Source organism: Veillonella sp. T34266-5, assembly GCF_002959815.1.
Taxonomy (GTDB): Bacteria; Bacillota; Negativicutes; order Veillonellales; family Veillonellaceae; genus Veillonella; species Veillonella atypica.
In genome coordinates this window covers 219,132-243,451 of record NZ_PPCZ01000024.1, presented here as the reverse complement: position 1 = coordinate 243,451, position 24,320 = coordinate 219,132, and the positions used below count along the sequence as shown (strand labels likewise).

Sequence of the window (24,320 nt, the reverse complement as noted above, 5' to 3'; positions counted from 1 at the left end):
GGATACACAGAAGGAACTAACAACAAGATTAAGGTATTAAAACGAATAAGCTATGGGCTTCGCCACTTTGGTAGATTCAGAGTACGTATTCTACTTTTGAGCAAAAAGAATGGCACCAACCATACATATGATTGGTGCCAAACAAGACTCGTAGGGTGAACACCCCAACATTTGACAGAGAGCCGTTTTTTATGATTTTAGCCTATATGATTTTAATATAGATTACATATAAGTGTAATCAAAAGCAATATGAATTAAACTAATTTGCATGATTAATTTTACACAATTGACTACATCGAAAAAAATATGATATAGTATATTGTGTAAGATATAATAATGTAATGTTGAATATGGAGGTTATCTATGACAAAAGAAAGATTTAACATGTTAGTTGGTTCTATTGGTGCATTTATTGGTGTATTTGTATTTTTAGCCTATATCCCACAAATAATTGCTAATCTTCATGGTCAACCTAGTCAACCATGGCAACCATTATTTGCAGCAGTATCCTGTTTGATCTGGGTATTATATGGTTGGACAAAATCACCTAAACGTGATTATATTTTAATCGTACCAAACCTTGCAGGCGTTATTTTAGGTACACTAACATTCTTAACATCTTTCTAAGTGCTATAAGAAAAAAATAGTATTATTGTTATATAGTGAATAATAGTAAAGATATTACTTTACTTTATAAATATAAATGAGGTCGAATCGTATGATTCGGCCTTTTTTAGAGTGAAGTTTATATGTTAGATTGAAATATAGATAAGCGTTAAATCTGTTGTAATAAAAAAATAGTTTTTATGATAATAAATATTGATAATTGAATTCCTAGTATATTACTACGTATTTTGATAAAAATGATAATTGGTGCATTCTCAATTATTGAAAGATATATTTGAATATATAAATGAAAAGAAATATCAAAATCATGATAAACATAGACTTTATATGATAAAAAGGAACAATTGTTATGCAAAATAATATACAAAATTTTATCATTTTCGTTTGACTTTCAATTATTATTGTGTGATAATGAGAACAGAAGTTAAGGCAAGTGCCTTTTTAAATGATAATAATAAGTTTTCTTTTATAATGTTCCTATGGAGGTTTATCATGAGAGTTATTGCTGATGGTTGCATTAAATGTGGTTCTTGCGCATCTGTTTGCCCAGTTGCTGCTATTTCTGAAGGCGAAACTAAATACGAAATCAACGATACTTGCATCGACTGCGGTTCTTGCGAATCCGTTTGCCCAGTATCTGTAATTTCCGCTGAGTAATCACAAATAAAATACGCCCCTCATTGAGGGGCTTTTTATTTTGCCTAAAATCATGTAACTTAGTATAATAGGACTATTAAGATATATATTATTAAAAGGGAGTATAACTTGTTTTATTTTATTGCAATCATTTGGCTTGTATTGGATCAAGCTTCTAAATATTATGTGATGAACCATTTTGCTCTTGGTGAATCACTACCGGTTATTCAAAATTTGTTTCACCTTACCTATATTATTAATCGCGGTGCAGCCTTTGGCATGTTGACGAATCAGCGGTGGTTCTTTCTAGCCGTTGCTTTTGTATTAATTATCGTATATGGCTTCTATCGTAAACGTGTTAATAATGGTCCACTTTCATTACGAGTAGGAACGGCATTGTTGATTGCGGGAGCCATAGGTAATGGCATAGATCGATATGTACTACATGGGGTAGTAGACTTTTTTGATTTTAGAATTTGGCCTATTTTTAATATTGCGGATATTGGTATATGTGTAGGCGTTGTATGTGTCATATATTATTTACTAACATCTGAACATGAGGAGAAATAGATGAACGAATATAAAGTATCTTTGGAACAAGAGGGAAAACGTCTTGATGTATTTCTGACGGATGTGATGGAAGGATCTCGTAGTTATATCCAAAGTCTTATTAAATCTGGTCATGTTTTGGTAAACGGCAAGGTTGGTAAGGCTAACTTACGCCTTAATGCAGATAGCACTATTTCTGTAGATATTCCAGAACCAGAATCGGTAGAAATTTTACCAGAGGATATTCCTGTTGAATATCTTTATGAAGATCATGATATTATTATCGTCAACAAGCCTCGTGGCATGGTTGTACATCCAGCAATTGGTAATTACTCAGGAACGCTAGTGAATGCTTTGCTTTACCATTGTAAGGACTTATCTGGTATTAATGGTGAAATTCGCCCTGGCATCGTACATCGTTTAGATAAGGATACATCTGGTGTCATGATGGCTGCTAAAAATGATGCAGCTCATATTGGTTTAGCTGAACAGGTAAAAGCACACAGTGCTAAACGAACATATTTAGCTCTCGTTCAAGGCAATATCGTGGAGGAAAAGGGGATTATTAAGGCTCCTATCGGTAGACATCCTAAAGACCGCATGAAAATGGCTGTAGTGTTTGAAAACAGTAAGGAAGCAGTGACTCATTTTAAAGTGTTAGAACGTTATGGATATCATACATTAGTGGAATGTGTGTTAGAGACGGGGCGTACTCATCAAATTCGCGTTCACTTTGCTCATATTGGACATCCAGTTGTTAACGATCCTTTTTATGGATATCGCCGCATGGACTTCCCTATAGAGGGACAAGCACTTCATTCTCATACATTGGATGTGGTGCATCCAATTACAGGTGAACCTATGCATTTTGAAGCACCTGTACCGGAGGACTTTCAAAATTGTATCGCCTTCGCTAAGGAATATAGAGAACGTAGATAAGGGATAAGACTATGGAAACAAAACGTATTTTAATGGATGGAGACGCCATTAGACGTGCCATTAGACGTATTAGTCATGAAATATTAGAACGTAATAAGGGGCTTTCAAATGCAGTCATTGTTGGTATTGAACGACGTGGCGTTATGCTAGCTAAACGACTGCAAAGTGAAATTGAAGCTATTGAAGGCCTTCATATTGAGTGTGAACCTTTAAATGTAGCTATGTATCGCGATGATCGGGATACGCGACCTAAGGAAGGGGAACCTTGCTCTATTGATACTACAGAAAAAACCATTATCTTAGTAGATGATGTTTTGTATACAGGTCGTACCATTCGTGCTGCTTTAAATGCATTGATGACATCTGGTCGTCCTAAATCTATTCAATTAGCAGTATTGGTGGACCGAGGCCATCGAGAATTGCCTATACGCGCTGATTATGTGGGGAAAAATATCCCTACGTCTCATTTGGAAAAGGTACGCGTACAGGTTCAAGAATTAGATGGCTCTGATGGGGTAACTATCGAACAATAATAGGTAGATATAACAAATCGACATATGAAAAGACTCGACGTATATGGTCGAGTCTTTTTGGTAGGGGAATAATATGATAAGGCTATATTGTTATAACCTATATTTCAATATATTGTGGAGAATAGCGGAAATCTTCGTGCCCAGTGCGCGCCATAGGGGATTTAAAACTATAAGCCTGTAGATCAGTAGCCTTCGTATCGATTTCCATCATTCGGCGACCAAAATCGGAAACTATGGTTGATGCTTTAGCCCATTTTTGAATAAGCGGAATGCTCGGTGTATTGTGCTTTAACCACGTGCGACCGCGCTGATTAAATGCTAATAATCGCGCGTATTGAGGACCTAGTATATGAGCTTCTTGTAATATTGGCTTAGTGATTTGTAGCGCAGTATATGCTGCCATGCGACGTAGTCTTGCATAGGTATAGCGTTTTGTCTTTATCCCTTCCAGTGCGTGCGTCCAGTTTACTTGCTGCATAGCCTTGTGCCAACGATGCTCAATGCCTTCCGTAAAATCCCCATATGTTTCTAATTCTGCAGCTGAAAGTAAGCGATTGAGGCCATGCAGAATATCATAGTATCTTTCGTAGTCCACATAGACATCATGTGCTATGACCTTGTGCATATCATCTATGATAGTATGTGGTACATAGGCATCGATGGTTGTGCCTTCTACAAGTGCCTTACGTAATGCGGTTCCAGAAGGAAAATCTTGGCCTTGAGACAGGGTAGGACTATGATGTGATGATTGTCTAGTAATGGGAATGACCATAAGATTAGTGAAATACCGTTGGGCAGCGCGAATATATTCAAGGCCTAGTAATGAGTTTGGCGCATTGTCAATGAGTTCTCCATTTGGTACATACTTAGCAATCACTTGGCGTAATGCCGTACCATAAGAAATACCGGTTTTTATATGGTGTTGAATGGCATCTTGTCCTTGCGGCGTATTTATAAATTCAGCGGCTGTGTGCAATATGGCATTATCGTCAAGCTCAGAGCCAAAGGAAATGCTGTGAATGTGTAGCGCTTTCATAAGGCGCACCGCACCGGTACAAAATAGTTCTGCACTGCCTAGAGAATAGACCGTAGGTAATTCGATAACGACGTCGGCACCACCATGAATAGCCCATCGAGCACGGTCGAATTTGCTAAAATACGCAGGCTCGCCCCGCTGTACAAAGGAACCGCTCATAATGGCGATACGCAATGCATCAGGATAGGTAGTACGTAATGTATGTAATTGATGCGCATGGCCGTTGTGAAACGGATTGTATTCACAAATAATACCGATTGATTTCATCGTAGTTCCTTTCATAGGTTTATTTTCTATTATTATATAATAAATTAAAGAATTTATATAATGGGTGGCATGTGTAATGTATGGAATTTTTGACCTTCTTGTTAGGAATTATAGAATTTCTTGTGAAAGTACTAGAATGGGAGGCGGTGTAATGGTATAATTATCTGTGAATTCTGATTTGACGTGAGGTGATTTGATGAAAGTACAGTGGAAACGAGCGTTACAGACCATCGTGTTAGGTACATCCTTATTGGCTTTAGCCGGATGTGGTTCCGATAATGTGATGGATATATATAGCTTTGGTAATCAAGTCATTCGTTCCGGTCAATCGGAAGTGACTGTAGCCTTGCCATATGAAATGGGGAAAACATCAGAAACGACGAGTGTTGATGGATACCCTATGGATGCGTATGGTAGCCTAAGCCAACATATATTGATTTCTGTAGAGGCTCGTCAACCGGCACCGAATAAAGCGTTGCCAACGGTTGCACAGTTTGTGGATCAAAAGAAATCTGAATATGCAAAATTGGGTGCTACTGTTAATGTGGAATCTATCGATTTAAATGGAGTGCAAGCACAGCTCATTACTGGTGATTTTTACGTTAACAAAATTAAAACTAGTTTCTCTCAATATGTCTTTATGGATAAGGGCGTATTGTGGAATATAACCTATAGATATCCTACGGATGATCAAATAGGCGCTGATATCAGCAAACAAATTAAAGATAAGATTTACGTTACGCAAAAGAAAGAGGGTTAATCAATGAACGTATTAGTAGTTAACTGCGGTAGTTCTTCCTTGAAATATCAATTACTTGATATGACAAACGAAACTGAATTGGCGAAAGGTTTATTTGAAAAGATTGGTGATCAAGACGCTATCTTCACTCATAAACGTCCAAACGCAGACAAATTAGAACGCGTTGAACCAATTTTGAATCACAAAGAAGCATTACGCATCTTGCTCGACATCTTAGTTGATCCTGAATTTGGTGTTATCAAATCTATGGATGAAATCGATGCAGTAGGTCACCGTGTAGTACATGGTGGTGAAAAATTCGCTGATTCCGTATTGATTACACCTGCAGTAATGGAAGCTTTGGAAGAATGTTCATCCCTTGCTCCATTGCATAACCCACCAAATATCCAAGGTATCGAAGCTTGCCAAGCTATCATGCCAAATGTACCACAAGTTGCTGTATTCGATACTGCATTCCACCAAACAATGCCTAAAGAAGCTTACATGTATGCGCTTCCTTACTCCTACTATGAAGAGTACGGCATTCGTCGTTATGGTTTCCATGGTACATCCCACAAATATGTAGCACAACGTTGCGCAGAATTGATGGGTAAACATATGTCTGATCTTCGCATCATTACATGTCACTTAGGTAACGGTTCCTCTGTATCCGCTATCAAAGGTGGTCGTTCCATCGATACTACAATGGGCTTCACTCCATTGTCTGGCTTGATCATGGGTACTCGTACTGGTGATATCGACCCTGCTATCGTTCCATTCTTGATGGATAAAACAGGCATGTCTTATGAAGAAGTTGACCGTGTTATGAATAAAGAATCCGGCGTATTGGGTATTTCCGGTGTGTCCAATGACTTCCGCGTAATCGAAGAAGCCGCTTCTAATGGTAACAAACGTGCTCAATTGGCTCTTAACATGTTCCACTACAAAGTTCGTCGTGTAATCGGTGCGTTCGCTGCTGTTATGGGCGGTGTTGATGCTATCATCTTCACAGCTGGTATCGGCGAAAATGGTATCGGTAACCGCGATGCTATCTGCAATGGCTTGGAATACCTTGGCACACGTATTGACCCTGAACGCAATAATATTCGCGGTAAAGAACAAGAAATTAGTGCTGAAGGTTCTAAAGTAAAAATCTTCGTAATCCCTACAAACGAAGAAATCATGATCGCTCGCGATACTCAACGTATTACAAGCGCTTTGAAAAAATAATATAACCTCTTAATGGTTATCTAAACTCTTATATAGAAACCTCGCTTATATCTTAGATATAGGCGGGGTTTTTGTAGTTTTTCAGAGCTGAATCCTATATAATAAATAGTATGCAGAGTCTTTTGAAAGGGGTTACGTATGGATATTTTATATAGTGAACAATCTCAGCGCACCCGTAGTGCAGAATTATTAGTAGTGGTATTTGTTATTTTGTTGGTGGGGGCTATGGTTTTTACCACCTATAGAAGTATTGCGCAGGGCCATATATTACTTTCAGAATATTTCATAGAAATTATGGCGCTCATTGTCATTGTTAAACAAGCTGTGAGCCGCTATACATATATATTGACGGATTCTGAATTTATCATCAAAGAAAAATCCTTTTTTAGAAAACGTACATTTTCTGTAAAATATGATGATATTGATGGCATTTATGCGTATAATCGCGATTTTCTAACGAATTTACGTTATCGCTATAAATATAGAAAGTGTTCTACCTCCGATGATAGACCGATTTGGTTCATGGTATATTCCATTACTAAAGGGAAAAAGGTTCAATATGGCCGTGTTATGTTGAAAGCAGAGGATGCATTCTATGAAACACTAGAACAGTTTGTACCTAATCGTGTGCGCGTGCCAGAAGCGGATGTTATTTTCTATGCCACGGTACGTGCTGATGCGGTAAAACAAGGCGTCGATGTTAAGGAATATTATGATAGTCTAATTAAAAGTGCGGAAGAACAGGAACAAGAATGAGTGGATTATATTTAGCAAGTCAATCACCAAGACGAACGGAATTATTGCATCAAGTGGGTATAGACCATACTGTTGTTACTAGTTCTTATGTAGAAGATAATGTAGTGATTACAGATCCTATTGAAATGGTGAAAGCACAAGCTCTTGGTAAAGCGCGCTGCGCAAATGATGTGCCTGATGGTAGCATCGTACTAGGTGCTGATACAATTGTTGTATTTGATGGAAAGGTGCTAGGAAAACCGCATAGTAAGGATGAGGCACGTATAATGCTTCGTACATTATCTGGTCAAGTTCACTCTGTTATTACCGGTGTAGCCTTACTCATTAAGGGACGCGAAATCGTCTTTCACAATGAAACAAAGGTGTATTTTAAAACGCTGCAGGATTTTGAAATCGAGTCATATATCGACTCCATGGAACCGATAGATAAGGCTGGAGCCTATGGCATTCAAGGAAAGGGCGCTTTGTGGGTTGATAAGATTGAAGGGTCCTATACAAATGTTGTAGGGTTGCCTGTAGAACATGTATATGAAGAATTATGTAAAGCATTAGGTGTAAAGTCTTAGATTAATATTGATGGTCATGTTAACACATCAAATAGATATTCTAATGTTATGGTAGAAATATGAGGCTGATTTGTTTATGTATTGTAAGAATGGAGAAATTCAATGCAAGTCAGAACTATCAGCGTAAAAGATATGTTGCCATTTCAACGGCCACGTGAAAAATTTGTCGCTTTAGGGGCTAAACAAATGGCGATGGAAGAATTATTGGCTATATTATTACGTACCGGTTTAAAAGGTCAATCATCAATTGATTTAGCACATACGATTATCGATTCTTTCACAGATGGCATTTATGGGCTAAACCATATGACCGTAGATGATTTAGTAAAAATTAAAGGCGTTGGTATCGATAAAGCGGTTACTATTTGTGCTGCTGTAGAGTTAGGGCGGCGTTTGGGTGAGTTAAAAATCACCTCTACATACGAAGATTTTTCTCAGCCTTATGTTATCGCTCAATATGTAATGGAACGCTTGCGCCATGAAACAGAAGAACATGTATTAGCGGCTATGTTGACATCTCGGAATAAATTAATTCACATCGAGACCATATCTAATGGAGGCCTCACATCAAGTCTTGTAGAACAACGGGCTGTTTTTAGAAAAGCCATTGCTTGTAATGCAGCCGCTATTATTTTGATTCACAATCATCCATCCGGCGATAGTAGACCTAGTGATGATGACATACGTGTTACCAAGTTATTTGTTAGTGCTGGACAATTTATGGGCATTCCAGTCTTAGACCATATCGTCATTGGTGATGGCGAGTTTACAAGCTTGAGTGAAATTGGTAAATTAAGCTAGTTGTGGTAAAATGGAATGATGATGTAATGAAGGAGATTAGCATTATGAATTCCATTTTACCGTCTTTTGGAAAAGACGTGAGTATCGATATTGGTACGTCTATGACACGTGTCATGGGGGGCACGCGCGAGACCATGATGAGTGAGCCCTCCATTGTGGCTACTGATACAAAATTAGATAAAATTGTTGCTGTCGGTGATGATGCAGATCGCATTGTACGACGTATGCCTGATATGTGGATGGAGTTGACACCGCTACAAGATGGTTTTATCGTCGATTACCGCGTGATGCATACGATGTTAAAATATTTTCTTCACAAGGTATCCAATACATTGCGTAGATCTCGTGTACTCGTTGGCGTTCCTTGTGGCATGACTGATGTAGAACAACGGGCCATGATGGATGCCGTAATCCAAGCAGGCGCGCGGGAAGTCTTTCTGATTGAACGCCCTGTGGCTGCCGCTATAGGTTCCGGTTTACCAATTTTTGAGGCTCGTGGATCTATGGTTATTGATATTGGTGAAGGTACTGCCGACATGGGGATTATCTCATTAGGTGGCACGGTTATTAGTAAGACGATACGGTTTGGCGGCAGCGATTTAGATCGCGCCATCATGCAATATATTAATCAGTGTTTTGGTTTAATGGTATCCGAGCAAACTATAACGGATATTAAACATGCTATAGGTACTGCGGTTGTACCTGCGGAGGATTGTGAATTCTCCTTTACTGGTCGCGATATGACGAGTGGTATAGTTAGACGTGCTGTACTTCATCAATCTGAAATCTACGAAGTGATTAATAAACGCCTTGCAGACTTTTTAGATGCAATCCAACAAATGATACGCGTTACGGCCCCTGAGTTAGTGGCTGATATCATGCAGCATGGGATTGTGTTAACAGGTGGTATGGCTCGTTTGCAGGGGCTAGCAGAGCGAATTAGCACCGAAATGGGCGTGCCTGTTCAGGTTGCTTCTGATCCAGAATTAAAGGTCGTACAAGGTTTGCATCGTAGTTCAGGCCAAATTGTAGAATTAGCTCGTTTTATTATTAATTCAAAGGATAGAAGGGGACGTGTATGATACAGTCAGATCGTAAATTATTAATCTTTGTTGTCCTCGGCTGTATTATCATGGCCCTTCTTGGTTTTGCCTGGAAACAGCGAACTAGTATCCCCTTTGTAACCGTACCATTTGAAAAAATTGTTACCCCATTCACATATGGTTCAGCTCGTGTGCTTTCAACAATTCAAACCGGCATACGTATCATTGATAATGCTATATCGGGTTTTGTTGAAAGCAATGATAAGGATAATACCATTGCAGATTTGCAACAAAAGGTGTTAAATCACGATGAAGTTGTGGCCGAAAATATTCGCCTTCGTCAGATGCTTAACTATAAATCGTCTCATCCAGAGTTTACGATGACCTTGGCGGGCATTATTACTAAAGATTTCGGTACATGGTCAAATACATTTACCATTGACCGGGGCGAGAATGACGGCATACAACCTAATATGGCTGTTGTCGTACCAAGTGGCGTTGTGGGCTTTGTTACCGATGTATATCCTAATTCAGCACGTGTTCAAACTATTTTGGACCCTCGTAGTGCAATTGGTGTTATTGTACAGCGTCCCGAATCACGCTTGGCCGGTGTAGTAAAAGGGGATGGTAATCATCCTAATGAGCCAATGATGGTCAATATAGCACGTGATGGTGATGTCCTTGTAGGCGATAAATTGATTACCTCTGGTTATGGTGGAATTTATCCAAAGGGCTTGTTAGTGGGTAATGTATTAACGATTACAAATGATACAGAAGGTTTCGTGAAAAACGCGGCTATCCAACCGAGCGTTGATTTTAATCGCTTAGAAGAGGTGTTTATTATTACTGCCTCTACAGTGCAAACACCAGATAAAGCAAAATTAGAACCTAAATTAGTTCCTCAAACGCAGCGTGACCAAGTACAAGGGGCTAAAGGAGCGGTAAATCAATGAGATATATTGCATTAATTCTCGTGTGTTGTGCGTTGTATTTTATACAAGCTCAATTATTACCGGCCATATTTCATACGAATTGGCTACCCAATTGTATACTGACTGCTGTAGTTTTAGTCACGATTTTTAAAGGTCGAAAAATGGGGCTTATTGCTGCTGCAGTGGGTGGATCCATTCACGATATTTTGATATCTAACTTTTTTGGATTACATCTCTTTCCGTACATTGTCGTAGTATATCTACTGTCTCTTGTAAAAAGTAGTGTTTACGAAGAACGTTGGTATTGGTCATGCGGCATTATCGGTGTATGTACGATTTTAGATGGAATTATGCGCTGCATCATGATCGGTGCCAGTGGTGGTGATATCCAATTCATTTCTTACATGGGACACATGGTTATGCCAACTGTATTTTGGAATGCCATATTAGGTGGTATAGGCCATAAAATGATGGGCCTTATGGAAGAAAAAGAAGATTATATTTGGTAGAATTGCTGATTTAGTAAAGCATATAAGGGGAATCATAGGTGCTTGAAAGTTTATATAAAAGAAAAAAAACGAGCCGTTTTGATGTGCTTTTCTATATTGTAATGGGTATCTTCGTTATTCTAGGGCTCCGTCTATTTGCTATGCAAATATTAGAGGGTGGTTATTATCAAGCTAAAGCAGAGGGTAACCGCTTGCGCATTGTACCTATGACGGCTGCTCGTGGGGTTATGTATGATAGAAATGGTCAGATTTTAGTCGGTTCTAGACCGGCATATACCATTTCTATTATGCCTAATGGCAAACCTTTAGATGATGATGAATTGGCTAAGCTAGCTACATTGTTACATAAAAAGCCAGAAGAAATTCAAAAAAAGGTAGAAGACCACAAACATGGTTATGAACCGATACGTATAGCTAACGATATCTCCATGGACGTGGTGACTAGTATCGAAGAACATCGTCATGAATTGCCTGGTGTTTCTATCGATGTAGAACCTTTAAGATATTATCCATATGAAACTATGGCATCTCAGCTATTTGGGTATGTTGGTGAAGTAAGTGAAGATGAACTAGCAGAAATTAAGGAACAAGATCCTAATACAACGGTTGGTGCTGGATCTATTCTAGGCCGTGCTGGTTTAGAAAAATTATATGATTCAGTGCTTCGTGGCGTTGACGGTGGCAAGCAATTAGAGGTTGATGCGTCTGGCCGACCTGTAGCAGAGGTCGATCGCAAGCATACTGTACCGGGTTCAAATATTCATCTTACTATTGATGTGAATATTCAAAAAGCGGCAGAAGAGGCTGTTAAAAAGGAATTGGATCAGTTGCGTAATTCAGGTGCAACGGGTGCAGCCGTGGTTGCATTAGACCCTAATACTGGCGCGGTTCTTGCCATGGTAAGTGCACCAGAATTTAATCCTAATTGGTTTGCCAAGGGCATTACATCGACTCAATGGAATCAATTGAACAATGACAAAAGTCATCCTTTTGAAAATAAGGTCATTGCTGGTGAATATCCACCAGGATCACCTTTTAAAATTGTAACTGGTACAGCTGCATTAGACTTGAAAAAGGTAACTCCTGATGAAATGATTTTCGATAGTGGGAAACACTGGCTCATTGATAAGAGAAATGCAGAAGGCGAAGCATTGGGTTGGTTGAATTTTAATCGCGCTTTGGCTAAGTCTGATAACGTGTATTTCTATGAAATGGGTAATCGTCTAGGTATTGAAAATATCGATACCTATGCTCGCTACTTTGGATTAGGTGAAAAAACAGGTATCAATCTAGTCGGTGAAGCAGCCGGTAATGTGGCGAGTCCAGAGTATAAACGGAAAGTATTTGATCAAGATTGGTATTTGGGCGAAACATTTGATGCGGCTATCGGGCAATCATTCCATTTGGTAACGCCATTACAGATGGCTGTACTTCTCAGTCAAGTGGCGAATGGAGGTACTCGTTACCAACCATATGTGGTGAGTCGTGTTGATAATCCCGATGGGACACCAGCTGAAATTTTTGGACCTAAGAACCTAGGCGTACTTCCAGTACCTAAAAATATTATGGACCTTATTCGAGAAGGTCTTCGCGATGTAACTAGCGAAGGTGGTACGGCTGGTGAATTGTTTAAAGGCTTCCCTGTTGCTGTAGCAGGTAAAACAGGGACTGCGGAAAATGCACATGGCCGAGATCATGGCTGGTTTGTTGCGTATGCACCATATGATAAGCCTCAAATTGTCGTCGTTGCTCTCGTTGAGCAAGGTGGTTTTGGTGCAGGCTCTGCAGGACCGATTGTACGGGATATTTTGAGTGCCTATTTTAAGGTGCCTACTAGTAGTTCAAAAACGACTGACACAAAAACAACTGATACAAAAATAACAACCAATAAAAAAGAAACACAGGAAATTAAGCCAAGTGTAAAGGAATAGGAAGGATATACAATGGGGGATATAATCGGTCTTATCTCAGGTAAAGGTGGCGTAGGTAAAACGACGATAACAGCCTGCTTAGGGGCTGCGCTTAGCGAACAAGGATATCGAGTTCTTCTTTGTGATGGCGATTTTGGTTTGCGCGACTTAGATATTATTTTGGGAAAAGAAGATGAGGTATGTTTTGATGCATATAATGCATTAGAAGATAAATCCATGGCTGATGATGTAGTCATGAAAGTTCAGGATAATCTATATTTTTTGCCAGCTAGTCAAAGTGTGCGCTGGGAAGATATGGGACGCAAAAAATATCGAAAACTTGTAAGCCACTTAGCTAAGTCTTATGATTATGTACTTGTAGATTGTCCTGCAGGTATCGGTCGTGGGTTGGAATCTATTGTAGAGCTAGCACAGCGGTTTCTAATTATTACTCAACCTTTGTGGGTGTCCATACGAAATGCAGCACGTACCATTCAATTCTGTCGTGAATATGGACATCGTGATTATGCCGTTGTATTTAATGCAGTCCGTACGGATCGGGATATGCCGAATATGTATGATATGCTCGATGCACTCGGTGCTGAATATGTGGGCTCTATATTACCTTATGACACACAAATACTAGATAATACACAGGATGGTGTACTCATTCAAGATATGCCAAAAGCATATCGCCATATGCTAGCTCCTGTAGTAGAGTACATAACCTCTGGAGATGCTTGGGATGAACAAGAACTTATTGAGCGCTTCAACGAAGTGACGACTGTAAAAGTTACTGAACCTTCTGTGACGGCCACATTAGCTCAGCCTGTTGAGTCCGATGATGATAATTCTACTAATCCTGTAATATATACAAATTCTTGGTCTACGCGAAATCGACTTCTTTCTGGTAAAGAAAGTATGTGGCGTCGGGTTCGTATAAAGTAGGTGCCATATGTTACAAAGAATTTGGCGTGATTGTGATTGGACAATCATCATATGTACACTATTACTTGTTGCCATGGGGGTAGTTGCCATCGGTAGTGCCACCCATATTAATCAAACAGGACTTCATTTTTCCACACTAGTAGCAAAGCAACTCATCTTCTTTCTTATCAATGTGGCCCTTGTGATTGGTATTCAATTTATGGATTATCATAAATTAAAAGATTGGGCTAACGGCATATATATAGTAACGATTATGTTGTTGTTAGCCGTAATCTTTGCAGGTACATCTGCCTTAGGTGCACAGCGTTGGATTCAGTTAGGGCCTATTACGCTGCAACCATCAGAGTTTTCTAAATTACTGATGATTATCTGTATGGCAAAGATGTTAGAGTCTCGTTACAATAAATTAGATACCTTTAAATCTCTTGTTGTGCCTATCTTATATGTAGGCGTACCTATTTTGCTAGTATTCATGCAACCAGACTTGGGAACGTCCCTCGTTTATATAGCGATTTTTGTGGGCATGCTCTTTGTTTCTGGCATACGATTGCGATTAGTTCGTATTATCGCTACGGTAGGCGTTTTACTAATGCCGTTGGCTTGGTTTGTGTTGAAAGATTATCAAAAGCAGCGGATTCTCGTATTTATGAATCCTGATATCGACCCATTTGGTTCTGGATATCATATCATTCAGTCTAAGATTGCTATTGGTTCAGGTACTATATTTGGTAAAGGATTATTTAATGGTACACAAAGTCAGCTAAACTTTTTGCCTGAAAATCACACAGATTTTATTTTTTCTGTTATAGGTGAAGAACTAGGCTTTATAGGCTGTATCTTTGTATTAATTCTTTTATTTATGCTTATTTATCGAAGCATAAAGGTAGCGTATTCATGTAATGACCGCTTCGGCATGTTATTGGCTACAGGGATTGGATCCATGTTATGCTTCGAGGTATTGGTCAATGCTGGCATGACCATGGGGATTATGCCGGTTACAGGCATACCATTGCCATTTATCAGTTATGGTGTTAGTGCGTTGACCACAAATATGATTAGTGTTGGTATTTTATTAAATATATCAATGCAGCGTAAAAAATATATTTTTTAGTTATGATTCTAATTTAGGAATGAGTTTGAAAGAAGTCTTTCACAAAAGACGGAGGATGTATGATTCAATTAGATACGTCATGGTTACAACATGTCCAAAAACCAGCTCGTTATACGGGCGGCGAATATAACAGTATAGTGAAAGATCACAGTACTGTTGATATAACTATGGCGCTAGGATTTCCCGATGTGTATGAAGTGGCTATGAGTCATTTGGGCATCAAAATTCTATATGGTTTAGTCAATCGCCGTGAAGATGCAGTAGCAGAACGTGTATTTGCACCATGGCACGATATGGAAGAGGAAATGCGAAAACGCAATATTCCTTTATTCTCTTTAGAAACCCGTACGCCTATTAAGGACTTTGATGTACTTGCGTTCACACTACAATATGAGATGAGTTTTACCAATATTCTAAATATGCTAGATTTAGCAGGTATACCGATGTATGCAAAGGATCGGGATATGAATTTTCCATTGCTCGTATGTGGTGGACCTTGTGCGTATAATGTGGAACCAATTGCGGATTTCTTTGACATTGTGTCTCTTGGTGAATCTGAAGAATGGGGCGATGAGTTTATCGACCTATTGAAAGCCGAAAAAGCGAAGGGATTCCCTGGTGGTAAAGAAGCTTTCTTGCGAAAAGCAGCACAAATTCCCGGTACCTATTGCCCAGCATTATATGATGTAGAGTATACGGAACAAGGCGATTTTAAATCGATTACACCACGCTTTGAAGACGTACCTGCTACGATTCAAAAACGCATCATAGAAGATGTAGAACATGTATTTTTCCCTACAAAACCGGTGGTACCGTTTTTGGATATCGTTCATGATCGGGCTGTTCTTGAATTATTCCGCGGTTGTACGCGAGGTTGTCGATTCTGTCAGGCCGGTATGCTCTATCGTCCTGTTCGTGAACGAACACCAGAACGGTTGTTAGAAATTGCAAAAGAAACGATTGCTAATACAGGTTACAATGAAATCTCTTTGATGAGTTTAAGCTCTGCTGATTACTCCAAGTTACCAGAATTGGTAGATATGCTCATGGAAGAGTTTAAAGATAAACAGGTTAGCGTCAGCTTACCATCATTGCGTATTGACAGTTTCTCTATCGATATTGCTAAGAAGGTACAACAAGTGCGTAAAAGTGGCCTTACCTTTGCACCAGAAGCAGGTTCTCAGCGTATGCGCGATGTTATTAATAAAGGTGTTAGTGAAGAAGATTTGCTAGCCGCTTGTACAAATGCTTTTAAATCCGGATGGAACACGGTAAAGCTATACTTCATGATGGGATTGCCTACAGAGACTGATGAAGATTTAGCGGGTATTGCTAATTTGGCGTACAAGGTGCTTGATTTGCATCGCGATATTACGGGTAAGCGCAATGGTAGCGTAACCGTTAGTGTATCGTTTTTCGTACCAAAAACACATTCTCCATATCAATGGTATGGTCAACAAGATGTGGAAGAAATCCATCGTAAGCAAAAATATTTAAAATCGCTTATTAATAATCGCAATATTTCCTATCATTATCACGATGGCTATACCGGTTATATGGAGGCTGTATTTGCCCGTGGGGATCGTAGATTATCCAAGGTATTAGTAGAAGCATGGAAACTGGGCTGTAAATTTGATGGCTGGACTGAGTTCTTTAGCTATGAAACATGGTTACAGGCTTTTGAAAACTGCGGTATTGATCCTGCGTATTATGCGCGTCGCATCCGTGATTTTGATGAGCCATTACCATGGGATCATTTGGATTGTACCGTGAGCAAGGCCTTCTTAAAACGCGAATGGGAACAGGCCGTTGCTGAAAAATTAACACCAGACTGCCGTCGTGGACCATGTAAGGGGTGTAATGTATGCCCTGAATTAGATACGGCTATTGTAGATTATAAGGAGGGTGGCAGAGTTGAAAAAATTACGTTTGGCCTTACATAAAGGCGAAGAATTACGATTCTTGTCCCATCTCGATTTTGCACAAGCCGTAGAACGCATGATTCGCCGTGCAGAAATCAAAATGGCTTACTCTGAAGGCTTTAATCCGCATATGAAAATTAGTTTTTCTTCTGCCTTGGCATTAGGTGTAACAGCAGAAGCAGAATATATTGATATGGATGTGTTGGAAGATGATAGCTTAGAGTCTATTATGGCGCGATTAAATGCAGTGGCTCCTCGTGGACTTGAGGTTCTCGGTGGCAAGGTCATGCCTGATAAGGTTAAAAAGATGATGGCCATCTGCAATTACGCAATTTACGAAGTAACAGGTCCTGTAACGGAACAGAATGTGGACTGGGATAGCTTACTTAAGCCTTTTAATGAGGCTACTGAAATTTCCTATGAAAAGGTTACCCCTAAAAAGACGCGTATTATCGATGTAAAAGAATTCGTAAAAGAACCGATTGTAGCGTCCGTGCACGATGGTATGGTGACACTAACGATGGGGATTGGTATCTATCCACAAGGTACTATAAAACCTAGCGAAGTATGGAATCTTGGCAAGGATCAATATAATTGGCCTATTACTTCTGGTTACGAAATTCACCGTAAAGCGATTATGGTAGAAAATGAAGACGGTCGTCTTACACCATTAGAAATTAATTATTAAGGCTATATTTTTAATTTGGCTTATACTACAGTTAAACTGAACAGAAGGGAGGGATAGGATGCATAAAATTTTGGTCAATGTTATGCGCGAGGAAATTCGCATGGCTGTCATCGATGAAAAGGAACAGCTTATAGATTTTGTTTTGGAACGCACTGATGAGTCTCACATGGCGAATCATATGTACAAGGGTACTGTTAAAAATATTTTGAATGGAATGCAAGCTGCTTTCGTTGATATTGGAGGTTCTCAAAATGCTTACTTGAACCTTCAACAAGGGAAGGAACAGAAAATATTGCCACGTCTATCTGTGGGGCAACAAATTCTCGTTCAAGTGGTGAAAGAAGAAATGCTTGGCAAGGGGGCACGCGTTACAGCAGATGTAAGTTTAGCGGGACGATTTATGGTGCTATTGCCCTATTCTGAAGGCATGCATATTTCAAAAAAGATTACCGATGAATCTATCCGTGCTCAATTACAAGAATTAGCGGCCCCTTATGTGAAAGAAGGTTGCGGATTTATTATTCGCACTGCCGCAGCTAAGGCTAGTGCTGATGAAATCGGTCGCGATATGGATTACTTATGGCGCACATGGCAACATGTATTAAAGAGATTTAAGGTTGCTAAAAGCGGTACAGACCTTTACAGTGATGCGGATTTTTGGTTCCGCCTTGTGCGTGATTACGCGCATCGCAATGTAGGGGAAATCATCGTTGATTCTGATATGGGAGAATCTCGACTATTGGATCTTTTAGGACATGGACCTACCTCTCAACAAATCAAAGTAACACGCCACCGAGATAGTACTCCTATCTTTAAAGCTAACCACATTGAACCTCAATTAGAAGATCTTATCGCTCGTGATATTAATCTTCCTTCTGGTGGCTCTATCCGTATCGATCATACGGAGGCCCTTACCGTATTTGATGTAAACTCGGCTCACTATACAGGGAAATCGAATAAGCTAGAAGATTTAGCTTTCACAGTTAATAAAGAGGCGGCTAAAGAAATTTGTCGCCAATTGCGCTTGCGCGATATCGGTGGTATTATCGTCGTCGATTTTATTGATATGAAGGATAAAGAGCATCAACAAGAGTTATTAAAATTATTGAGTGATCAGGCCAAACTAGATAAGATGAAAACCGTTGTCTGTGGTATTAGTTCGCTCGGTTTAGTGGAGATGACGCGAAAGCGTGCACGCCAAGGGTTACAAACCTTGATGTTTGATACATGTCCACAATGTGGCGGTACCGGATATATGTTGTCTGGTCGAACTGTATATATGCAGATTGTACGTCGGATTCGGGAACTATTTAAATCTGGTCGCATTAAATCTAATTTAGAAATTGAGGTCCACCCAGAGGTGGCACAATATCTAACAAAATCTGTGCTCGATGATTTAGGTGCTTCTATTGGTCGGAGTATTTCAATCGTAGTGAACCCACAAATTAGCCGGGAAGGGTATTCCTTGATGGCTGTAGCAGAATAAGTAAGTCGTATGTTGATAGGTGAGTATCGTGTCTGTTTTTGAAATCATTTTAATTAGTATTGGTCTGGCGATGGATGCCTTTGGCGTTTCTATTGGCAAGGGTTTGACTATGCCAGTAGGCGAAAATGGTCGAAAAGTGACCTTAGCCTTTTTATTCGGGCTATTTCAGTTTCTTATGCCCGTTATAGGATGGCTTATTGGTCGTCAGTTTATCGATGTTATCTCTGAATGGGATCATTGGATTATCTTTGGCCTTTTAGGATATCTTGGGATTGCTATGATTCGAGAAGGTCTTAGTGATGACGATGATGAAGATGATGATAAGCAATTCTTAGGCGCTTGGGAAATGATTATGCTCTCTGTGGCAACGAGCCTTGATGCGATGGCTGTAGGTTTAACTTTTGCCTTTTTACCAATCAATGTATGCGAGGCATCGACTATGATTGGTGTTATTACTTTTGGTATATCTTTGATTGGTGTATATTTAGGTAAATTCATGGGCCAATTCGTAGGAAAATATGCAGACATACTCGGTGGAGGCGTCCTAATTCTTATCGGTACTAAGATACTCTTGCAACACCTTGGTGTTATCGGAGAATTTTAAACGTTGTATATATATGAAAGTATCAGAAACTGAGCGTATGTTAGGGGATTTGTATTTGACATAGATGTGTAAATACGATATACTATATCAGTATTAGTTCGGTTTACTGAACTTTGCAATCCGCGTGAAGCAGGTTTAAACGCCCGACCGATGTTCGGGTCGGGATACCGAATTCAGCGAGTTCGATAACAAGGAGGTGTTCTCATGTACGCAATTATTAAAACTGGTGGTAAACAATATCGCGTTGCTGAAGGCGATGTAATTACTATCGAAAAATTGGAAGCAGCTGCTAACGATTCCGTAACATTCGAAGAAGTTTTGACTGTAGTGAATGACGGCGACGTTAAAGTTGGCGCTCCTCTTGTAAACGGTGCAAAAGTTACAGGTACAGTTCTTGAACATGGTAAAGGTAAAAAAGTTTTAGTATTCAAATACAAAGCTAAATCCAACTACCGTCGTCGTCAAGGCCATCGTCAACCGTTCACAAAAGTTCGTATTGAATCTATCCAAGCTTAATTATGGTTTCCATTGGAATCCAGCGGAACAAGGATAACCAAGTCATTGGTTGTCATATGTCCGGTCATGCAGGATATGATGAACATGGCTATGATATAGTGTGTGCAGCAGTATCTGTATTGTCTGCTACTGCTATCTTGGGGCTTACCAAAATTGCAAAGCAACGCGGTGAGTTTTCCAATAGCGAAGGCCAATGTGATATGGTCCTCTCTGGTGAAATAACCCGGAGTGGTCAGGATATATTAAATACTATGCTTCTCGGACTAGAAGAAATTAGTAAACAGTATCCAAAGTTTGTCCAAATACACGAAATATAGGAGGTGAACTTCATGTTTACTTTTGATTTGCAATTGTTCGCACATAAAAAAGGTGTGTCCAGTACTCGTAACGGTCGTGATAGTGAATCTAAACGTCTTGGTGTTAAATGCCATGATGGTTCCATCGTAAAGAGCGGTAACATCATCGTTCGTCAACGTGGTACTCACTTCCACCCTGGTACTAACGTAGGTATCGGTAAAGATGACACTTTATTCGCACTTGTGCCTGGTAAAGTAGCATTTGAACGTGCTGGTCGTTATAACCGTAAAGTTAGCGTATACCCTGTAGAAGCTTGATTTTACAAAGACTATTAATCCCTAGTGGTTTTCCACTAGGGATTTTTTGCTTTTCTGTAGTATGTGTGTGTTATAGAAATATTATAATTAAGGTTAGCGTTATTATTTTGACAATGATATAATATTTAGAATTATTATAGATTGAAAGAACTGAATAACTAGCCACAGTAAGGCGAAGTTTTGGTTTTAATATACATATGATGAGATAGGGGGCATTATGACACTGCTAGAATTATCGAATATATCTTATATTGTAAAAGATAAATCTATTATCCGAGACGTATCACTATCAGTAAATCAAGGCGATTATATTACTATTGTAGGCCCTTCTGGGAGTGGTAAAAGTACACTTTTAAAATTATGTAGTGATCTGATTAGTCCTACTTCGGGGATTATTACTTATAAGGGGCGAGATTTAGCTACTATAGACCCTGAAAGCTATCGTAAAGAGGTGGGCTACTGCTTTCAAAGACCGTATTTGTTTGCGAAAACAGTACGTCGCAATATTCTATTTCCTTATGATATTCGCGGTTTAGAACCGGATATGAATCGTATAGAATATCTCTTTGACCTACTACATATGCCTCTAAATTATATAGAACGCCATAATGATGAGTTGTCCGGCGGTGAAATGCAACGCATATGCCTTATTCGGAGCCTTATTTTTGAGCCTAATGTGTTACTTTTGGATGAGGTTACGTCTGCCCTAGATGCGACGAATACATCGATTGTAGAAAATGTTATTGATGAGCTTCATAAAAAGGGAATCACGATTATCTCCATTACTCATAATGAAGAGCAAAGCTTGCGTACTGCTAATCGCCGTATCACTATCGTAGATGGTCAATTAGCTAAAGAGGAGGTACTGCGATGAGTCAGTTTCACAGTATTTCTACTATGTCCTTGTGCCTTGCATCCGTACTAGTTATTATCAGTATGTTCATGTCCTATCGGCAGGAGTTGAAATTAGAGAAAGATATTTTTATAAGTGCTTTGCGCGCTACAATACAGCTATTTGTCATAGGTTTTATTTTAGCTTATATTTTTAGTACCGAAAGTCCTATATTTATAATTGGGCTGTTAGGCTTTATGGCTATCAATGCAGCCTATAATGCTTCTAAGCGCGGAAAAGGAATTCCTTATGCTATATGGATTTCTTGGTTTGCTATAACCGTAGGCGCAAGTATTACTTTAATAATTCTGCTTTTAACGGGCGTGCTTAACTTTACTGCTTATCAAATGATTCCTGTTGGTGGTATGGTCATTAGTGGTGCTATGGTAGCGATTGGGCTTTGTTATCGCCAAATGCTATCAAATTTTGAATTGCGTCAACAAGAGGTAGAGATTAAACTAGCGCTCGGCAGTACACCTAAGCAAGCGTCAAAAGCCATAGTACGAGATGTTATAAAGACTGGGCTGCAGCCAACTGTGGATAGTGCTAAGACCCTAGGCATTGTATCTTTACCGGGGATGATGACAGGCCTTATATTGGCTGGTATGCCACCTTTAGAAGCTGTAAAATATCAAATGATCGTTACATTTATGAGTTTATCTACTATATCGATTGCTTGTTTTATTACATGTCAATTAGCGTATAGAGCATTTTTTAATAATAGAAATCAATTAAATAGATAAGTTTAGTATTCTAAAGAACGGGCTATGAAAGAGCTCTATGATGCGTGGGGAAAAGTATCAAATTCCTATGCTTTTTAGTAGGAATAGTGGTATACTATGTACAGTATTAGTGAAATACCAGAAAACTGGTTGTCATATACTTTTATAAACCTAAAGAGGAGTGGCATTGCCACTGGAAAGATTTGAGGTAAGTACTATGTATGATGTAAAATCTCCAAAGGCGGAGGAATTTATTTCTCATCAAGAAATTCTTGATACTCTTGCCTATGCAGAGGAAAATAAAGAAAATCGCGAATTATTAGACCAAATTTTAGCTAAGGCGGCTACGTTTAAGGGGCTAAATCATAGAGAAGCGGCAGTTCTCTTAGAATGTCCATTACCTGAATACAAAGAAAAGCTATTTGCACTAGCTAAAGAAATTAAAAAAGCTATTTATGGTGACCGCATTGTATTGTTTGCGCCGTTATATTTATCTAATTATTGTATCAATGGTTGTGTATATTGCCCATATCACTCTAAGAACCGCGATATTAAACGGAAAAAATTGACCCAAGAACAAATTAAAGACGAGGTTATCGCTCTAGAAGCAATGGGGCATAAGCGCATTGTTATCGAATCTGGCGAAGATCCTCTTAACAATCCTCTTGATTATATTTTGGAATCTATCAAGACGATTTACAGTATTAAAAATAAAAATGGTGAAATTCGTCGCGTTAATGTAAATATCGCTGCATGTTCCGTTGAAGATTATAAAAAATTGCATGATGTTGGCATTGGTACCTATACATTATTCCAAGAAACGTATAATAAGGAAAATTACGAAGCTTTGCATCCAACAGGTCCTAAGAGCGATTACGCGTACCATACAGAAGCGATGGACCGCGCTATGGAAGGTGGCATCGATGATGTAGGCATTGGCGTATTGTATGGTCTAGAACATTACAAATATGATTTTGTAGGCCTTTTGATGCACGCCGAGCATTTAGAAGCTGTTCATGGTGTGGGCCCTCATACGATTTCTGTACCTCGTATTTGCCCTGCTGATGACATCGATGTAGATGATTTCAGCAATGCTGTACCGGATGATATCTTTGAAAAAATCGTGGCTCTTATCCGCGTATCTACACCGTATACAGGCATGATTATGTCCACTCGTGAAAGCCAATCTATGCGTGAACGTGGTTTGGCATTAGGCATTTCCCAAATTAGCGGTGGCTCTCGCACTAGTGTAGGCGGCTATAAAGAAGAGGAAAAACCAGAAGATAATTCCGCACAATTCGATCGCAGCGATACGCGCACATTGGATGAAATTGTAGATTGGCTCTTGGGCCTTGGTTATGTACCTAGTTTCTGTACCGCTTGTTATCGTGCAGGACGTACTGGCGACCGCTTTATGGCGCTTGCTAAATCGGGTCAAATTCATAACTGTTGCCAACCAAATGCGTTGATGACGTTGAATGAATACATCATGGATTACGGCGATGAAAAGACGAAAAAACATGGTGCCAAGGTTATTGAAGACCAATTGGAAAATATCAAGAATGATTTGGTAAAAGATAAGGCAAAGGCTTACATTGCTCAAATGGAAGATGGAAAACGGGATTTTCGTTTCTAGTTTATCCTGAATATTTTCGAATGTTTCATGTGTGAATAATAGAATATAGCAATATGAATCAGCACTGTTTATTATGAGAATGATAATAAGCAGTGCTATTTTGTTGAG

28 protein-coding genes are annotated in these 24,320 nt (G+C 39.3%); 27 read left to right on the top strand and 1 reads right to left on the bottom strand.

All coding sequences use genetic code 11. The features are described from left to right. The 6 genes from VIHSUH07_RS09170 to pyrR all read left to right on the top strand — a co-directional run. Positions 1–159 (top strand): transposase (locus VIHSUH07_RS09170; RefSeq protein ID WP_146104937.1); only part of this gene is annotated, 159 nt, incomplete at its 5' end. Between the two features lie 204 nt (positions 160–363). Next, the gene (locus VIHSUH07_RS09165) at positions 364–627 is read left to right on the top strand and encodes a SemiSWEET family transporter (RefSeq protein ID WP_004696474.1); all 264 of its coding nucleotides are present in this window, start codon (positions 364–366) and stop codon (positions 625–627) included. A 492-nt stretch (positions 628–1,119) separates the two neighbouring features. Beyond that, on the top strand, positions 1,120–1,284 hold the full coding sequence (locus VIHSUH07_RS09160) for a DUF362 domain-containing protein (protein WP_005377422.1): 165 nt from the start codon (positions 1,120–1,122) through the stop codon (positions 1,282–1,284). Positions 1,285–1,374: 90 nt separating this feature from the next. Further along, a complete protein-coding gene (lspA, locus tag VIHSUH07_RS09155; protein WP_105084712.1) occupies positions 1,375–1,833 on the top strand; it encodes a signal peptidase II in 459 nt (152 codons plus the stop codon). Next, entirely contained in the window at positions 1,834–2,751 is a 918-nt protein-coding gene (locus tag VIHSUH07_RS09150; protein WP_005380712.1) for an RluA family pseudouridine synthase, read from the top strand. Between the two features lie 11 nt (positions 2,752–2,762). Beyond that, a complete protein-coding gene (gene pyrR, locus VIHSUH07_RS09145) occupies positions 2,763–3,284 on the top strand; it encodes a bifunctional pyr operon transcriptional regulator/uracil phosphoribosyltransferase PyrR (protein WP_005382582.1) in 522 nt (173 codons plus the stop codon). Positions 3,285–3,381: 97 nt separating this feature from the next. Here the strand turns inward: pyrR and VIHSUH07_RS09140 are convergent, their stop codons facing one another. Further along, positions 3,382–4,587: a tRNA(Met) cytidine acetate ligase gene (locus VIHSUH07_RS09140; protein ID WP_105084711.1), complete on the bottom strand. Its 1,206-nt coding sequence runs from the start codon at positions 4,585–4,587 to the stop codon at positions 3,382–3,384. 196 nt (positions 4,588–4,783) lie between these two features. Between VIHSUH07_RS09140 and VIHSUH07_RS09135 the strand changes: the two genes are divergently transcribed. The 21 genes from VIHSUH07_RS09135 to hydG all read left to right on the top strand — a co-directional run bounded on the left by VIHSUH07_RS09135 (position 4,784) and on the right by hydG (position 24,212). Then, positions 4,784–5,347: a hypothetical protein gene (locus VIHSUH07_RS09135; protein ID WP_105084710.1), complete on the top strand. Its 564-nt coding sequence runs from the start codon at positions 4,784–4,786 to the stop codon at positions 5,345–5,347. A 3-nt stretch (positions 5,348–5,350) separates the two neighbouring features. Continuing rightward, positions 5,351–6,556, top strand: coding sequence for an acetate/propionate family kinase (locus VIHSUH07_RS09130; RefSeq protein ID WP_005377317.1), 1,206 nt, complete (start codon positions 5,351–5,353; stop codon positions 6,554–6,556). 138 nt (positions 6,557–6,694) lie between these two features. Next, positions 6,695–7,312 (top strand): hypothetical protein, encoded by a 618-nt coding sequence (locus VIHSUH07_RS09125; protein WP_105084709.1) that lies wholly within the window; start codon positions 6,695–6,697, stop codon positions 7,310–7,312. Continuing rightward, positions 7,309–7,878: a Maf family protein gene (locus VIHSUH07_RS09120; protein WP_105084708.1), complete on the top strand. Its 570-nt coding sequence runs from the start codon at positions 7,309–7,311 to the stop codon at positions 7,876–7,878. The genes VIHSUH07_RS09125 and VIHSUH07_RS09120 overlap by 4 nt, the downstream gene beginning before the upstream one ends. A gap of 102 nt (positions 7,879–7,980) precedes the next feature. Beyond that, on the top strand, positions 7,981–8,679 hold the full coding sequence (gene radC, locus VIHSUH07_RS09115) for a RadC family protein (RefSeq protein WP_060807903.1): 699 nt from the start codon (positions 7,981–7,983) through the stop codon (positions 8,677–8,679). Positions 8,680–8,723: 44 nt separating this feature from the next. Next, positions 8,724–9,761, top strand: a complete 1,038-nt coding sequence (locus VIHSUH07_RS09110) for a rod shape-determining protein (RefSeq protein ID WP_105084707.1) — start codon at positions 8,724–8,726, stop codon at positions 9,759–9,761. Then, positions 9,758–10,675 (top strand): rod shape-determining protein MreC, encoded by a 918-nt coding sequence (gene mreC / locus VIHSUH07_RS09105; protein WP_005377430.1) that lies wholly within the window; start codon positions 9,758–9,760, stop codon positions 10,673–10,675. The genes VIHSUH07_RS09110 and mreC overlap by 4 nt, the downstream gene beginning before the upstream one ends. Further along, positions 10,672–11,163 (top strand): rod shape-determining protein MreD, encoded by a 492-nt coding sequence (gene mreD, locus VIHSUH07_RS09100; protein ID WP_105084706.1) that lies wholly within the window; start codon positions 10,672–10,674, stop codon positions 11,161–11,163. The genes mreC and mreD overlap by 4 nt, the downstream gene beginning before the upstream one ends. A 38-nt stretch (positions 11,164–11,201) precedes the next feature. Continuing rightward, positions 11,202–13,094 (top strand): penicillin-binding protein 2, encoded by a 1,893-nt coding sequence (gene mrdA, locus VIHSUH07_RS09095; protein WP_105084705.1) that lies wholly within the window; start codon positions 11,202–11,204, stop codon positions 13,092–13,094. A gap of 12 nt (positions 13,095–13,106) precedes the next feature. Continuing rightward, positions 13,107–14,021, top strand: a complete 915-nt coding sequence (locus tag VIHSUH07_RS09090; protein WP_105084704.1) for a P-loop NTPase — start codon at positions 13,107–13,109, stop codon at positions 14,019–14,021. 7 nt (positions 14,022–14,028) lie between these two features. Further along, positions 14,029–15,132 (top strand): rod shape-determining protein RodA, encoded by a 1,104-nt coding sequence (gene rodA, locus VIHSUH07_RS09085; RefSeq protein ID WP_105084703.1) that lies wholly within the window; start codon positions 14,029–14,031, stop codon positions 15,130–15,132. A gap of 59 nt (positions 15,133–15,191) precedes the next feature. Then, the gene (locus VIHSUH07_RS09080; protein WP_105084702.1) at positions 15,192–17,075 is read left to right on the top strand and encodes a TIGR03960 family B12-binding radical SAM protein; all 1,884 of its coding nucleotides are present in this window, start codon (positions 15,192–15,194) and stop codon (positions 17,073–17,075) included. Beyond that, a complete protein-coding gene (locus VIHSUH07_RS09075; protein WP_105084701.1) occupies positions 17,047–17,742 on the top strand; it encodes a TIGR03936 family radical SAM-associated protein in 696 nt (231 codons plus the stop codon). The genes VIHSUH07_RS09080 and VIHSUH07_RS09075 overlap by 29 nt, the downstream gene beginning before the upstream one ends. A gap of 58 nt (positions 17,743–17,800) precedes the next feature. Then, complete coding sequence (locus VIHSUH07_RS09070) at positions 17,801–19,228, top strand: Rne/Rng family ribonuclease (protein WP_105084700.1); 1,428 nt, start codon at positions 17,801–17,803, stop codon at positions 19,226–19,228. A 28-nt stretch (positions 19,229–19,256) separates the two neighbouring features. After that, complete coding sequence (locus VIHSUH07_RS09065) at positions 19,257–19,832, top strand: manganese efflux pump MntP (RefSeq protein WP_105084699.1); 576 nt, start codon at positions 19,257–19,259, stop codon at positions 19,830–19,832. A gap of 204 nt (positions 19,833–20,036) precedes the next feature. Then, a complete protein-coding gene (rplU, locus tag VIHSUH07_RS09060; RefSeq protein WP_005377353.1) occupies positions 20,037–20,348 on the top strand; it encodes a 50S ribosomal protein L21 in 312 nt (103 codons plus the stop codon). 2 nt (positions 20,349–20,350) lie between these two features. Beyond that, positions 20,351–20,665 (top strand): ribosomal-processing cysteine protease Prp, encoded by a 315-nt coding sequence (locus VIHSUH07_RS09055; protein WP_105084698.1) that lies wholly within the window; start codon positions 20,351–20,353, stop codon positions 20,663–20,665. Positions 20,666–20,677: 12 nt separating this feature from the next. Further along, positions 20,678–20,962, top strand: coding sequence for a 50S ribosomal protein L27 (gene rpmA, locus VIHSUH07_RS09050; RefSeq protein WP_004696430.1), 285 nt, complete (start codon positions 20,678–20,680; stop codon positions 20,960–20,962). Between the two features lie 217 nt (positions 20,963–21,179). Then, positions 21,180–21,836: an ABC transporter ATP-binding protein gene (locus tag VIHSUH07_RS09045; protein WP_105084697.1), complete on the top strand. Its 657-nt coding sequence runs from the start codon at positions 21,180–21,182 to the stop codon at positions 21,834–21,836. Further along, complete coding sequence (locus VIHSUH07_RS09040; protein WP_105084696.1) at positions 21,833–22,597, top strand: ABC transporter permease; 765 nt, start codon at positions 21,833–21,835, stop codon at positions 22,595–22,597. The genes VIHSUH07_RS09045 and VIHSUH07_RS09040 overlap by 4 nt, the downstream gene beginning before the upstream one ends. A 196-nt stretch (positions 22,598–22,793) precedes the next feature. Further along, positions 22,794–24,212: a [FeFe] hydrogenase H-cluster radical SAM maturase HydG gene (hydG, locus tag VIHSUH07_RS09035; protein ID WP_105084695.1), complete on the top strand. Its 1,419-nt coding sequence runs from the start codon at positions 22,794–22,796 to the stop codon at positions 24,210–24,212. Positions 24,213–24,320 lie beyond the last annotated feature (108 nt).